Origin of the sequence: Neptunomonas sp. XY-337 (assembly GCF_004959845.1) — a bacterium.
GTDB classification, from domain to species: domain Bacteria; phylum Pseudomonadota; class Gammaproteobacteria; order Pseudomonadales; family Balneatricaceae; genus Neptunomonas; species Neptunomonas marina.
In genome coordinates, this window is record NZ_SPLL01000006.1 from 31,708 (window position 1) to 45,300 (window position 13,593).

At 51.6% G+C, this 13,593-nt stretch carries 15 protein-coding genes; 5 read left to right on the forward strand and 10 right to left on the reverse strand.

What is annotated here, in order from left to right:
* Positions 1–7 precede the first annotated feature (7 nt).
* On the reverse strand, positions 8–676 hold the full coding sequence (locus E4L36_RS13560) for a response regulator transcription factor (protein WP_136681047.1): 669 nt from the start codon (positions 674–676) through the stop codon (positions 8–10).
* A 78-nt stretch (positions 677–754) separates the two neighbouring features.
* Positions 755–1,366, reverse strand: a complete 612-nt coding sequence (locus tag E4L36_RS13565) for a rhodanese-like domain-containing protein (RefSeq protein WP_206064559.1) — start codon at positions 1,364–1,366, stop codon at positions 755–757.
* A 241-nt stretch (positions 1,367–1,607) separates the two neighbouring features.
* Between E4L36_RS13565 and E4L36_RS13570 the strand changes: the two genes are divergently transcribed.
* Complete coding sequence (locus tag E4L36_RS13570; protein ID WP_136681048.1) at positions 1,608–2,789, forward strand: MFS transporter; 1,182 nt, start codon at positions 1,608–1,610, stop codon at positions 2,787–2,789.
* 1 nt (position 2,790) lies between these two features.
* On the opposite strand, the gene E4L36_RS13575 is transcribed toward E4L36_RS13570, so the two are convergent.
* The 4 genes from E4L36_RS13575 to E4L36_RS13590 are packed head-to-tail and all read right to left on the reverse strand — an operon-like array spanning position 2,791 to position 6,504.
* A complete protein-coding gene (locus tag E4L36_RS13575; protein WP_240770732.1) occupies positions 2,791–3,576 on the reverse strand; it encodes an ABC transporter permease in 786 nt (261 codons plus the stop codon).
* A complete protein-coding gene (locus E4L36_RS13580; RefSeq protein WP_136681049.1) occupies positions 3,573–4,313 on the reverse strand; it encodes an ABC transporter ATP-binding protein in 741 nt (246 codons plus the stop codon). The genes E4L36_RS13575 and E4L36_RS13580 overlap by 4 nt, the downstream gene beginning before the upstream one ends.
* A gap of 34 nt (positions 4,314–4,347) precedes the next feature.
* Complete coding sequence (locus E4L36_RS13585) at positions 4,348–5,322, reverse strand: YVTN family beta-propeller repeat protein (RefSeq protein WP_136681050.1); 975 nt, start codon at positions 5,320–5,322, stop codon at positions 4,348–4,350.
* A 9-nt stretch (positions 5,323–5,331) separates the two neighbouring features.
* Positions 5,332–6,504: an ABC transporter substrate-binding protein gene (locus tag E4L36_RS13590; protein ID WP_136681051.1), complete on the reverse strand. Its 1,173-nt coding sequence runs from the start codon at positions 6,502–6,504 to the stop codon at positions 5,332–5,334.
* 171 nt (positions 6,505–6,675) lie between these two features.
* On the opposite strand from E4L36_RS13590, the gene E4L36_RS13595 reads away from it, so the two are divergent.
* The 4 genes from E4L36_RS13595 to E4L36_RS13610 all read left to right on the forward strand — a co-directional run bounded on the left by E4L36_RS13595 (position 6,676) and on the right by E4L36_RS13610 (position 10,020).
* A complete protein-coding gene (locus E4L36_RS13595; protein WP_136681052.1) occupies positions 6,676–7,113 on the forward strand; it encodes a copper-binding protein in 438 nt (145 codons plus the stop codon).
* A gap of 131 nt (positions 7,114–7,244) precedes the next feature.
* Positions 7,245–7,880 carry a response regulator transcription factor gene (locus E4L36_RS13600; protein ID WP_136681053.1) on the forward strand — a complete coding sequence of 212 codons (636 nt, stop codon included), beginning with the start codon at positions 7,245–7,247 and terminating at the stop codon, positions 7,878–7,880.
* Between the two features lie 198 nt (positions 7,881–8,078).
* Positions 8,079–9,389: a sensor histidine kinase gene (locus E4L36_RS13605; protein ID WP_136681054.1), complete on the forward strand. Its 1,311-nt coding sequence runs from the start codon at positions 8,079–8,081 to the stop codon at positions 9,387–9,389.
* Complete coding sequence (locus E4L36_RS13610) at positions 9,370–10,020, forward strand: response regulator transcription factor (RefSeq protein WP_136681055.1); 651 nt, start codon at positions 9,370–9,372, stop codon at positions 10,018–10,020. The genes E4L36_RS13605 and E4L36_RS13610 overlap by 20 nt, the downstream gene beginning before the upstream one ends.
* Positions 10,021–10,075: 55 nt before the next feature.
* Here E4L36_RS13610 and ykgO read toward each other — a convergent pair whose 3' ends face one another.
* The 4 genes from ykgO to E4L36_RS13630 form a co-directional block, all read right to left on the reverse strand.
* On the reverse strand, positions 10,076–10,219 hold the full coding sequence (gene ykgO, locus E4L36_RS13615; protein WP_136681056.1) for a type B 50S ribosomal protein L36: 144 nt from the start codon (positions 10,217–10,219) through the stop codon (positions 10,076–10,078).
* A 3-nt stretch (positions 10,220–10,222) separates the two neighbouring features.
* Positions 10,223–10,486, reverse strand: coding sequence for a type B 50S ribosomal protein L31 (locus E4L36_RS13620; RefSeq protein ID WP_127693992.1), 264 nt, complete (start codon positions 10,484–10,486; stop codon positions 10,223–10,225).
* Positions 10,487–10,727: 241 nt separating this feature from the next.
* On the reverse strand, positions 10,728–11,366 hold the full coding sequence (locus E4L36_RS13625) for a pentapeptide repeat-containing protein (protein ID WP_136681057.1): 639 nt from the start codon (positions 11,364–11,366) through the stop codon (positions 10,728–10,730).
* A 61-nt stretch (positions 11,367–11,427) separates the two neighbouring features.
* Positions 11,428–13,254, reverse strand: a complete 1,827-nt coding sequence (locus E4L36_RS13630; RefSeq protein WP_136681058.1) for a methanol/ethanol family PQQ-dependent dehydrogenase — start codon at positions 13,252–13,254, stop codon at positions 11,428–11,430.
* Positions 13,255–13,593: the final 339 nt, after the last annotated feature.

Sequence of the window (13,593 nt, forward strand, 5' to 3'; positions counted from 1 at the left end):
AGCTATTTTAACGTTTGAGGTATTCGTTAAAGTCGATATTGCCCGCCGATAGGACTGCTTGAATGCGGTTATGCACGCCAAGTTTGCGTAAAATGGCGGATACGTGCGCCTTAACGGTGGTTTCAGCAATATTGAGGTTGTACGCGATCTGCTTATTCGATTCACCCTTAGACATGCGCTCTAAAACCAGCAGCTGACGACGCGTTAGGGATGACAGTAGCTCTGGCGGAATCTGGTTATCATCCTTACGCTGGTTGCGTCGATTGTCTGGTTGGCTAGAACGAATAATGTCGGAGGGCAGGTAGACGTTACCGGCTAAAATCTGTTCTAGTGCATCGGTCATTTGATCTCGGGGCGATGACTTGGTGATAAAGCCCACAGCACCGTAGGTAATCGCTTGCAGTACGGTTTGTTTATCCTCTTCGGCTGACACAATGACAACAGGAATCGTTGGTAAGTCATTCCGCAGGGTAATAAGGCCATTCAAGCCGTTCATGCCCGGCATGTTTAGATCAAGCAGAATAAGATCGAGTTCGTCCTCATTTTGCGCAATTTGTAATGCGCTATCGAGATCTTCAGTTTCCAATGTTTCACAGTTTGGGAAGCTGTTTTCAATGACATTGATGATCGCTTCACGAAACAGAGGGTGGTCATCTGCAATCAAGATCCTATACACAACACACATCTCCCACGCTTATAGTTATATTTTTTAGTCGGCGGTTACCGGCAGCGCTTATACTCTGTGGAACCGCACTTATTGTCCATCTCTTTTAAAGGGCACTGGTGTGGCTTTTACCAATGCTCTCTCATGCTCAGCCCAGCCATCCGTACCATTTCGATACCAGTAAAGCTGGGTGTAACCAAAGCTGGCCGCGCGTTTAACCGCGTTCCAAGACATCCAGCAATCCGCTGTACAGTAGATAACAACGGGATGCTGCAGGTTGTGCTGCGTCAATCGCGCCAAGTGGTTACGAAAATAAGCGAGCCAGTCTGGTGCTAGTTCGCCCGCTCCCACATTGGGCAACCAATGACTGCCGGGTAAGTGATAGCGGGGCGTTTGCTGGATAAATATGTGGTTCCACGTTGTTGGCTGAACGTCGAGTAACAGCGGCGGTGTAGTGCCTTGCAGCTGTGCGACGAGCGCCGGAGTATCCAGCGTTGTGGCATATTCGCTCTCCTGCGGTGTTGGGCTACGATAGCGATACAACCGATAGCCATCAAAGGAGAACAGCTCGAAGTCGTCAACTGCGGTTGAGCGGCTATCGATGCCTTGAGAGGCAGCATAGAGTCTTGGTATAAACAGCACAACACTTAGTGCAGCCACCATCATCGTAATGGCCGCTGCCCACCTTGCCAACATCGCCATTGTGGGTAACCTTTTTATTATTTTATGCCCTATTACACCGTGCTGAAGGTGCTACCAACAGTGTACTATCGGTTCAAAAAACAGGTACGAAAGTACTATTTTGCTGCACAAGTGATCTTCGTAACTTGAAATTATTGAAATATCGTCCTAGCCGCTTTGATTGCGTCTGTTAGGGCGTTGTTTGTGATCCCCACTATGATTGGCAAGCTTGTTGCCGCTATGCTGTTCAAGGAGAGCGCTGATGTTACAGCGGCCCAGTTATATATTGCCATGTATCGTCTTGGCTCAGTTGTTAGGTACCTCCACTTGGTTTGCGGGGAATGCCATTTTACCCGTGCTGCAAGCGCAGTGGGGGCTGGCGGATAGTGCAGTTGCGCCGCTCACCAACTCAGTCCAGTTAGGTTTTATCGTCGGAGCGTTAGTATTTGCCGTGCTAACGCTAGCAGATCGTCTGTCGCCGCGTGTGCTGTTCTTTTTATCCGCTTTGGGTGGGGCGTTTTTTAACAGCTTAATCGCGCTGTGGGCTGAAACTCTCGAAGATATTCTATTGTTGCGTTTTCTCGGTGGCTTTTTTCTTGCCGGTGTCTATCCGGTTGGAATGAAGATAGCGAGCGCTTGGTATCCGGAAGGATTAGGTAGGGCGCTCGGTTTTTTGGTGGGTGCGCTAGTGATAGGTACGGCATCGGCGCATCTGTTTTCAGCGCTGGTGGCGGAGCAATGGCGTTATGTGATCTACCTGTGCAGTGCCGCTTCGTTTATCGGTGGTTTGGTAATTTTATTCGGAGTGCCGGATGGGCCAGCGATGCATCGGGGTGCGCCGTTGCGGCTCTCTGGGCTTATCGCGGCTAGCCGCCAGCCAGCATTGCGTGCCAGTGCAGGCGGTTACTTCGGGCATATGTGGGAACTTTACGCGGTGTATGCGCTGGTACCTTACTGGTTGCTCGCGTGGAGCGCTCAACACCATCAAGATCTATCGGTTTCACTGTGGGCATTTGTGATCATTGGAATCGGCGGGCTGGGCTGTATGGTGGGAGGTTATGTCTCTCTTCACACCGGAAGCCGCCGTGTGGCTGCCGTGAACTTGGCGGTTTCTGGGTGTTGCTGTGTATTATCGCCGTTGATCTTTGCGTCTGACCTGTTCGCGCTGGTGCTCTTTTTCTGGTTGGTGTGGGGTTGGTCCGTGGCGGCTGATTCGCCGCAGTTCTCCTCTCTATCTGCGCAAACGGCGCCCAGCGATGCAGTGGGGAGTGCCCTCACGATGATCAATGCCGTCGGCTTTACCATCACGATTATAGCGGTGCAGTTAACCGGCTGGTTACTTACTTCTGTGCCGGTGCAGTGGGTCATGTGGCTACTGATTCCCGGACCTATTTTGGGGCTGTTGAGCTTGCGCCGGCTGCAAACGTTGCGTCCGACGCTGTAGTTTAACGCCCTGACTTACGAGGCCTAAAACCAAGCACTGCCAATGATGTAAAGAGGGCAGTTGCCCCGAGTGTTATCAGCAATGCGGTGGTGTTGAGTTGGCCATACAGCGCAAAGCGCACCAGTTCGACCGCGTAGGTGAAGGGGTTGATTGCGCACAGGGTGTAGAGCCAATCGTTGGCCTCTTGCATCTTCCAAAGTGGATAGAGGGCCGATGAGAGAAAGAACATGGGGAAGATGACGAAATTCATAACCCCAGCAAAGTTCTCCAATTGTTTAATCTGGGTAGATAACAGCAGTCCCAAAGAACTGAGCAGTAACGCTACGAGCAGCAACGCAGGTAGTGCCGTTACGTAGCCAATCATAGGGGGCTCAACATCCACCAACAGGGCCGCTAGCAAGAATGCATAAACCTGTGTCAGGGAGATGAGCGCCGTTGCCACCATCTTACAGAGCAGTAGAAAGGGGCGTGGTAATGGGCTCATCAGCAGAACGCGCATACTGCCCATTTCACGGTCGTAGACCATCGAAAGGCTGCTTTGCATACCGTTAAAGAGCAAAATCATGCAACAAAGCCCCGGCGCGATATAGGTTTCATAGGTGATATAAGTATCGTATGGCTGAATGATCGAGATACCCAGCGCAGCGCGAAAGCCTGCCGCAAAGACCACCAACCATAGTAACGGGCGCACCAGTGCGCTCAGAAACCGCGAACGCTGCTGTATAAAGCGTAAAAACTCTCTGATCAAAACGCCTTGAAAGCAGTGCCAAGCTGCGCTCAGTTTCATGCGGCTCCCCTCTGTTTGTCAGTACTCGTGAGTACATGGAACGCATCGCTGTAGTGGCTGCAGCCTGACTGCTCCAGAAGATCATCAGCGTGACCATTAAGCAGGACCTCGCCCTTGTGAAGCAAAATCACCGGATCATGCGGCTGAATCTCTTCCATGAGATGGGTGGCCCATAGCGCTGTAATATGGTCTTGTTCGCACAAGTCTCTTACGTAATTACACAACGCCAAACGGGTTTGTGGGTCCAAACCGACAGTGGGTTCATCCAGCAATAAAATATCGGGGGCATGCATAAGCGCCCGTGCGATTTCGACGCGGCGCCGGTGGCCACCGTTCAAAGCCCGCACTTTATCGTTGGCACGATCAGCCATCTCCATGCGGGCTAACTCACGCTCAACCAAGGGTTTTGCGTGCTGGCGCGAGATGCCATGCAAGGCGGCGTGGTAATAGAGGTTCTGCTTAACGGTAAGGTCCAGATCAAGGGAGCTTTGCTGAAACACCACTCCAACCCGCTGCATGACACTGGCAGGTTGTTGGCGAATGCTAAGTTCATCGATACAGATATCGCCATCCTGTAGCGCATTTAACCGCGTGATAAGCGAGAACAATGTGGATTTTCCCGCGCCATTTGGGCCCAACAACGCATGAAAACGCCCCGGCGTGAGCTGAAAGCTCACACCTTTCAGGGCGTTACGTGGGCCGTAAGCAAAGCTTAAAGACTCAACCGAAATACTCATAACACTCCTTGTGCTGAATGATGCTAGGCTTGAACTACTCAGGTTTGACGCGCACACCCCATGGATAACGGCCAACCTTGATACTCTTAACCGCTTTCATCTTATCGACATCGATGATGGACACATCGCCACTGATGCCGTTGGTTGTCAGCAGCTGGGTCTGATCTTGGTTAAAGTCCATATGCCATACACGCCGGCCCACTAATATGTAGTCGATCACCTCATAGTTTTGCGCATCGACAACCGCCACATGGTTGGCAGGTCCCAAGGCCACAAACGCGTACTTGCCGTCATCGGTTAGGCGCACACCAACCGGTTGTACGCGGTCAGGGTGGATACCTTTGATCTCGAATGTGAGTTTTTTAAAGATCTGGCGGCTAGCTACGTCGATCACTGATACGGTGCCACCGATCTCGGAACTGGCCCAAAGAATTTTACTGTCTTTGCTGAACTCCACATGGCGCGGGCGTTGGTCAACCAAGGTGTTGTCCACCAACTCATAAGTAGAGGTGTCGATCCAGTGAACCATGTTGGTGGTCTCGCTGGTATTGACGGCGATCTTGCCATCAGGGCTAACCGCCATCCCCTCGGGCTCGACGCCCACATCAATTTGGGCCAGCACTTCACTGGTTTCAGTATCAACAATGGTGACTAGCGCGTCATCTTCGTTGGAGATGTAGAGGTGGCGATCATTCGGGTGCAGTGCGAACTGTTCCGGGTCTTCACCAGAGGGTAGCTCTTTGATAATGGTTTTTGTGGCGACATCCATCACCTGTACGGTGTCGGAATCTGAGGCACAAATGTACAGCTTAGAGTAGTCTTTGGAGAACAGAATCCCACGCGGGCGCTCGCCCACACCGATCGTGTCTGTAACGGTTTGCGACTTCAGATCGATCACCGAGATGGTATCGTCCTTTTCATTAGATACATAGGCTAACTGAGCCATTGCACAGGAGGATGCAAGCAGCATAGCGCTGGTGAGTAGGGTAAGCGATGTACGGTGTGTCATGGGAACTCCTTATTGTGCTGTGCAGTTCACTTCTGGGCGGTCAAAGCCAAGGGTGTCTAGTTCATTTTTCGGGTGTAGAAACCCCTCTTGTGGTGACTGAGAAACAAGCGAGCGTGGATGTACTAGCGGGATAGGTTGGCGTAGCTGCCCGTTCCAATCGCGGTAGTCCAGTTTGCGTCCTTTAAAGCCAGCCAACTGAAACTTATCCGAGCGAATATAGCTTTTTACCTGACTAAAGCTGGCGCTGTTGGTGCGCGTAACAGCTTCTGCAACGGAGCGAACCGCAGCCCACGCTGCATAGTCTTTAGGCGTCATCCAGCGTTTGGCGAGCTTGTCGAAGCGGCTCTGTAACTGCGCCGCTCCCCACTGTTCCACAACGCGATGCCACGCCACCGGAGTGAGCCCCTGCGTACCAACGACTGGGCGCGGAAGCCAGGTGTTGTAAAGCACATATTCACCAAAATCGCCGCGTTCATCAGCGACAAACACCACATCGTAATCATCGGTTTGGGTAAAGAGTGGCAGCTCTTTTTGGGCGGTTCGGCGAAGATCACTATCAAAGGTCCAGTCTTTCTCTGCCACAATTTTGAGTCCAAAGCGTTTCGCGGCGCGCTCAAACGAGGCGGTGTAGGCTTTGTCTTCCGCGTTTGGCCCGGTGATGACTAAAACTTCATCAAGGCGCTTAGCTTTCAACCACTGTGCCAACGCGTCGGTTAACATGGCGCGGCTCGGCAGTGTGTGTAAGGTGTTGGACGCACAGGCAGATTGGCGGAGCGCATCGTCTGCGCTACCTGCGTTGAAGATCAGCGCCTCGGGCCCAAGTGCAGTTTGTAGTGCTTGTAGCGTCTTAGTTGGCACGTTGACCACAAAGAAGCGGTCACCCGCGCTGTAGCGTTGCTGCGCTATGTCGACCAAAGCGCTGGCATCGGCTTTGGAAAAGCTGTTGAGCGCATAGTGATGTTTGAGAAAGCGCCCAGTGGTGTTGCTGTCTTTAATGCCCAGTGCTGCACCTTGCAGCCCGGCATCGTCGGGTTCGGGTAGTACATTGGACAGTACCGGGCCGGTATCAACCTCTTGGTGTAAGTAGGTGATAGGAATATCGAGTTGTGCGGCACTGTGGTTGGCAAAGGTGAGCGAGGCGGCTAACAGTGCACTGGCAAGGGCGTTCTTGGTGTTTATCATCGTCGATAACTTCTATTTATTATGATTTTTGCCCAGCATAGGTGGGAAATCGTGAAGCAGGAATATGAAGAAAGTAGAAATCAATTAGTTCGGAAGTAGCATTCTTTTACCCAGAGCGGCGTTTAGCATAGAGCCACATAAAAACAACAGCGCATCAGTAGAGGTGGCAATATGACGATTCTAAAAACAGTAGGTTTGGCAGGTTTAGCGGCAGTAATGGGTGTATCGAGTACGATTGCGGCAGCTCAAGGTGATCTAACACGCCGACCCACCAAGCTACCTGATCTGGTGCTAGGAACAGAAGACAACCGCTACCATCTGTCACACAAAGAGTATCAACTCGAGACTGGTAAATCCTACAAGCTAAAAGTGATCTCCAGTGGCCAAACGGAGTATGCAGTGAAAGCACCGGGCTTTTTTAACTCGATCTTCCTGCGCAAGGTAGAGGCGGGTGATATGGAGATTAAAGCGGTGAGCTTGACTGAGCTTGAGTTTGAACAAGAGGGCGAGGCAGAGATCTACTTTGTGCCGATCAAGCCTGGGAAGTTCGAGTTCTTTGCCGAGGGCTTGGAAGCGAAAGGCATGGCTGGGGTTTTTAACATCGAGTAACGCCACCAACGCGCGACGCTCCTAGTGTCGCGCGTCTCTCCCTTGCTATTAGATGGCTGATAACTATCGATGTAAACAAAATGTTCATTCGATGGTAGCATGCGGGTATTCCTTCCCGAGACGGACATCTAATGAAAATTCTTATCACCGACGACCATTCGGTTGTACGCCAAGGCTATGCCAGTGTTCTGCCCACTGTGATCTCTCCATGCGAGATTCTCGAGGCTTCAAGCGGTGAGCAAGCGGCACAGCTTTACACAGAGCACCGCCCAGACCTGGTGATTATGGATATCAACCTTCCGGGAATTAGCGGCATCGAGGCGGCTACACGCATACTCGAAGCAGACCGTGAGGCCCGCATCATGTTCTTTAGCATGTATGACGAGGCGTTAATGGTGAAGCAGGCCCTTGATGCCGGTGCCATGGGGTACATCACAAAGTCGGGCTCCTCGAAAACACTGCTGGAGGCCGTCACCAAGATCAGCCGGGGCGAGATCTTTATCGAGTATGACCTTGTGATGAAGCTGGCGCTCAATAACCAAAGCGTGACAGAAGGGCTGTTGCGCGAGCTTACCCAGCGCGAGTTTGAGGTGTTTGTCATGCTCGCGCGTGGGCAGAATAACCAAGTGATTTCTGACACGCTGGGTCTGAATATCAAAACGGTTTCCAATTACGTCACCACTATCAAAAGTAAGCTGGATGCCTCTTCCACCGCTGAGCTAGTCCACATCGCTATCGATGCAGGCGTTGTTAAACTCGGCAGCTGAGAGCTTTTTCGGGCGCTAACCAGTACTTTAGTGCCACGCCTATTCCATCCTAGGAAGCATTCTGTTGCGGTGTTTGCATTGGGCATACTGCATCAGTACGGCTTTCGTTTTACATCTTAAATCAGCGCTTTATGTGTAAATATGCATGAATATTGTTGGCGACGAGCACAGGCCGATTGCCTTTGCAGGAGTGAATAGATGAGTGCAGTTTTACGACTTAACCTGCTGGTCGCGGGTGTTTTTACCGCTGTTTTAGTTATTACGCTTTATTTTATGCTCGGGCAAGCGGCCAAAGATATTAAGCGCGAGGTGGTTGCCGGTGTCAGCTTCACCCACCAGTTGTTAACGCTGGCGGGTGAAAACGAGGTATTGCTTAAAGAAGTACTCGAAGGTGACTCGCGCCACGTTCAGCTAGAGATGGCAGAGAGCTTAGCGGCATTTGAGCAATTAGACCGAGCCGAACCTGATGATGAAGAAGCGCCAGCGTGGTTTATCAATCTGATACCGGGTATTGAGCCGATTGTCGATAAGGCGTATTACCGTTATCTACCGGATGGGCGCGTTTTGCGGTTAAAAGCGGATCCCAGCGATGAGCTGGGGGAGGTGTGGGAGTCGGTACAGCAGGTGCTTTTCCTATTTGGCCTGAGCGTTGTACTGTCTAATCTCGCGATCTATCTAGGCGTACGCCAAGGGGTGCGTCCGGTAGCTGACTTTCTGGCCGCACTGCACGCCATTGAAAAAGGCCAGTATACGGCGCGGCTTGATCGTTATGGTGTGAGTGAGGTGAACTCTATCGCCGAGCACTTCAATGCGATGGCGGAGGCGTTAGAAGAGGCACAAAGCGATAACTCGCGCTTAACCCACGAATTGCTCCGCCTGCAAGAGACAGAGCGTGCGCACCTTGCCAGAGAGCTGCACGACGATCTAGGCCAGTACTTGGCGGGGATCCGTGCCCATGCTTATCTGCTCCAGCAGCGTGGTGACGACAAAGCCGTTGTGCAATCGGTGGGTGAGCATGTGGCTCAGCATTGCGATGCGATGCAGCAGAGCTTCCGCGCTTTGATCCGTAAGTTGCACCCTGTGATTTTGGAGCAGTTAGGTTTAGCAGAAGCGATTCGTACCCAAGTGGATCGCTGGCAACAAACCTACAGTCATCTGCAGGTCGACATGATGGTCGATGAGCCGCTGCCTTTATTCGATGATGAAACGAACACACATATCTACCGAGTTGTACAAGAGGCGCTCAACAACGTTGCGCAACATGCCAAAGCAACCCACGTTCGCGTACGGCTGAGTGCCGTGGATGGACAACTGAGTTTGCTGGTGGAAGACAATGGCAACGCCAGCCCGCCAAGCCGCAATAAGACCGGCTTAGGGTTGCGCTCGATGAGCGAACGTGCCCGCTGTATGGAGGGTGAACTCCAGTTTGAACAGCGCCAAGGACAAGGAACACGGCTATCGTTAACCGTACCGATTAGGGAGATAGAATATGAAGATATTGATTGCTGATGATCATGCAGTCGTTCGCCAAGGCTATGCGAGCTTGCTCTCGACGGTATTTGCGCCATGCGAAGTTTTTGAGGCAGTTAACGGGGATCAAGCGTTTAGCCTAAGTCAGGAACTAGAACCGGATGTGGTCATAATGGATGTCAACATGCAGGGGATCAGCGGCATCGAAGCGACTCGACGTATCTTGCAGCGTTGTCCAAACAGCAAAGTGCTGTTCTTTAGTATGTATGACGAGATCCCAGTGGTGACACAGGCTTTAGAGGCGGGTGCTAAAGGCTATATCACGAAAACCTGCACACCAGAGATCTTGATTGAAGCGGTGAATAAAGTCGCAGCCGGTCAGCTGTATGTTGAGCATGAGCTCGCGATGCGGTTGGCGGTGTCCCGCCCAGAGCAAAAAGACAAACGCTTAAAAGAGATGACACAACGCGAGTTCGAAATCTTTGTGATGCTGGCCCAAGGCCTGAGTGTAAAGGAGATCTCTGAGCAGCTCTCTATCAGTGCCAAAACCGTTTCAAACTACACAGCGATCTTGAAGAGCAAGTTAAATATCAGCTCTACCGCAGAGCTGGTCCACCTAGCAATCGAAACGGGGTTGGTGAAAGTGGGTACGCAAATTACCGGTGATTAGTCTGAATCTTTGGAAGCTGCGATAGAGGGGAGCCCAGCGTATCCCCTCTGAAGTGTTAGCGCTTCTTCTTTACGCTGCCTTGGCGGGCTTTGAAGCGCGGATTGCTTTTGCAAATAACATAGAGCCTGCCTCGGCGCTTGACCACTTGGCAATCCTTATGGCGTTTCTTCGCTGTCTTTAGTGAACTAACAACCTGCATTTTCTATTCCTTTGTCTGCTTTACGCGGCCTGCGAAACGTTTATTGAACTGTGCTATACGGCCTTCCGCTTTCGCTTGACGTTTTTCACCGGTGTAGATCGGGTGTGATGCACTCGAAACGTCTAGGTTAATTAGCGGGTAAGTTTTGCCATCTTCCCAAACTGTTGTTAGTGGGCTGGTGCACGTTGAGCGAATACGAAACTCGCGACCGCAGCTTGTATCTCGAAACACCACATAGTCGTAGTCTGGATGAATACCTTTTTTCATTACGCCTCCGTTTGTTATGTTATAACAATATAAATGATATAGATTATCATTTTCAAGTGCGTTATCGATATTTAATTTCTAGATTTAGATTGGTGGCGTGTGACTAACTTCAGGGGCATTGGGGGCAATTTAATGAGAAAAACGCAGCTGACCAGATTGATGGGGGAGCGGCTGCTTGCGCGGTAAAAGGCACAAGCAGCGTAAATATGAGTGGACTCGGCAGAGACGAAAAGAACGCTACTCAGTTTTTTGACCAGTCAAAGGGGCAGCCTTTACAGCCTTCCATATACGTGGCTTGGAACGTTGCGTAATGGCGACGTACGCCGGTGAAGTCTGCGTTTTCAAGTGATGCCGCGTTGAGTTTGGCTTCTTGGAGGTTCGCGTTGCTAAGATTCGCGCCCGAGAGGTCAACTTTGGTCATCCAGGCGATCTCAAGGTTGGCGGCCTGTAGGTCGGCAAATTGCATCTTAGCGCCACTAAAGCGAGCAAACTCTAAATTTGCGCCACGCATATTCGCCTTGTAGAAGTTTGCCCCTTGCCCAAATAGTGCCCAGCCTTGGATCGCTTCGAGATTCGCGTAGCTAAGGTTGGAGCCGCGCAGGGTTGCATGGCGAAGGTCTGCGCGGGCAAGATTCGCTTCAGTTAGGTTGGCTTTCTCGATCTTGGCGTTTTTTAAAATAGAGTGGCGCAGATCTGCGCCTTTTAGGTTGGCTCCGGTTAAGTCGATATGGCTGAGATTTAGGTGCCGTAAGTCTTGGAATGATAGGTCAACACCTGCGCATTTGGCTTCTGCTTCCAGTGTACAGCCGTTTATTTCGGGGGGCTGGGCGAAAAGTACAGATGAGGCAGTTAAGCTCAGCGCTAAGGTCCAATACTTCATAACGAGTCTCCAAAACCCGCGCCCGCATAAAGCGGGGCGGGTGTGATTCAGTTGGGCTGAATTAGCTCTTTGGTAACTTAAATACCCAGAATGATCCGCCTTGCGTGACCGGCTTGGTAAGGTCGGCCATATCGCCACCCCAGAGAGGTACCGCACCGCCGTAACCGCTGGCAACACCAATGTATTGCTGCCCATCTTGCTCCCATGTCACAGGGGAGGAGATGATGCCGGAGCCTGTTTGGAACTTCCAAAGCTCTTTGCCGGTTTTTGCATCGAATGCCTTAAAGAAACCATCGCCGGTGCCGGTGAAGATCAGTCCCCCTTTGGTGGCTAACACCCCCGCCCATAGTGGCAGTTTCTCTTTATGTGACCATTCGATTTTTCCGGTTTTTGGGTTCACCGCGCGTAAAATACCGACATGGTCGTCGTACATTTTGCGAATACGGAAACCTTGGCCTAGATAGGCAGCACCGCGCTTGTAGTGAACCTCTTCGGTCCAGTAGTCCTCTTTCCAGTGGTTGGCGCCAAGGTAAAAGAAACCCGTGTCTTGGCTGTAAGCCATTGGATTCCAGTTTTTACCCCCTAAGAATGGCGGCGAGACTTCAACCGATTTACCGCGCTTCTCGCCAGGTGCCGGTTTAGGTGGGCGCTGGCCTTCAACCTCAGCCGGGCGGCCGGTCTCTGGGTCGATATGGGTTGCCCATGTGATGTTATCGACAAACGGGAAGCCGCGAATAAAGTCGCCATTCTCGCGGTTTACGACATAGAAGAAACCGTTTCGATCAGCATGGCCGGTTGCTTTGATGGTTTTGCCGCCATCTTGGTACTCAAACAACACCAGCTCGTTATTGCCAGAGAAATCCCAAGCATCGTTCGGCGTATGCTGGTAGAACCATTGCACCTCGCCAGTAGCCGGATCAACAGCGACTTGGCCCGAGGTGTAAAGGCTATCGTAATCTGCCGGGTTACCATCTGGGGAGGTACGTGCCCAACCGTTCCAAGGTGCCGGGTTGCCCGCACCAACAATAATCATATTGTTCTCGACATCGAAGCTTGCCGATTGCCAAGGCGCGCCGCCACCATGACTCCATGCTTCAACTTTGCCGGTTGGGGAGTTCGGATCATCCGGCCACGAAGGCGCGCGTGGGTCGCCTGTCGGCGTGCTCTTTTTACCATTGAGGCGTCCGTAATGGCCCTCGACAAATGGGCGCATCCAGATCTCTTCGCCGGTCATTGGGTCACGAGCAAACAGCTTTCCGACCACACCGAACTCATCACCAGAGCTACCATGGATCAGCATGACTTTGCCCGTTTTCTGATCTTTGATAATCGTTGGTGCACCGGTCATGGTGTAGCCTTCGGTGTGATCGGCAAACTTCTTCTTCCACTTGACCTTACCGGTCTTTTTATCCAGCGCAACGATCGCGGCATCTAGGGTGCCAAAATAAACGAGATCGCCGAAGATGGCGGCACCACGGTTAACAACATCGCAACATGGGCGGATATCGTCGGGTAAACGGTGCGAGTAGGCCCACAGCTTTTCACCGGTTTTTGCATCAAGTGCGAAGATACGTGAGTACGAGCCGGTGACATAGATAACCCCGTCGTGGACCAGCGCTTGGGATTCCTGTCCACGCTGTTTTTCTCCGCCAAACGAGAACGACCATGCAGGTACCAGATTCTTAATCGTAGTGGTGTTTACCTCGGCTAGATCACTCCAGCGCTGGGCTTTAGGGCCTATGCCGTAACCAAGTACATCTTCCGGTGTTTGAGCATCATTCTTGATGTCGTCCCATGTCACAGGTTTGGCATGAGCAACCCCTGTGATAACGGCCAAACTGAGTGCAGCGCAGAGAGGCTTCAATCCGATTTTGTTTATTTTTGTCATTGTAAAAACCCTTTATTCAGGAGGTTCGTGGCTTGCGATGAATTGATCGCTCTGTTCATTCTCAGCGCTGCATAGCGCAGCGGACAACGGCATTTAGCCCCGCTATTGCGGGCGTCTCACCTGAATTTGAGGGAGCAATTCCCTGTGGTATTAGGGAAAAAACCCGTAGTAATTAGGTTGGCGTAGTGCGTAGGTAGTAGAGCGGGTTAGCAAATGGTGTACTTAAGTTGCGGTATGTGGCGGCTTTCCTACCAAGGGAGTAGTTTTTGAAACCCAAAGTACAATTCTGGGCGATTTTGCCCTCGGCCTACTATATAGACATCCCAGCCGCAGAGGGTG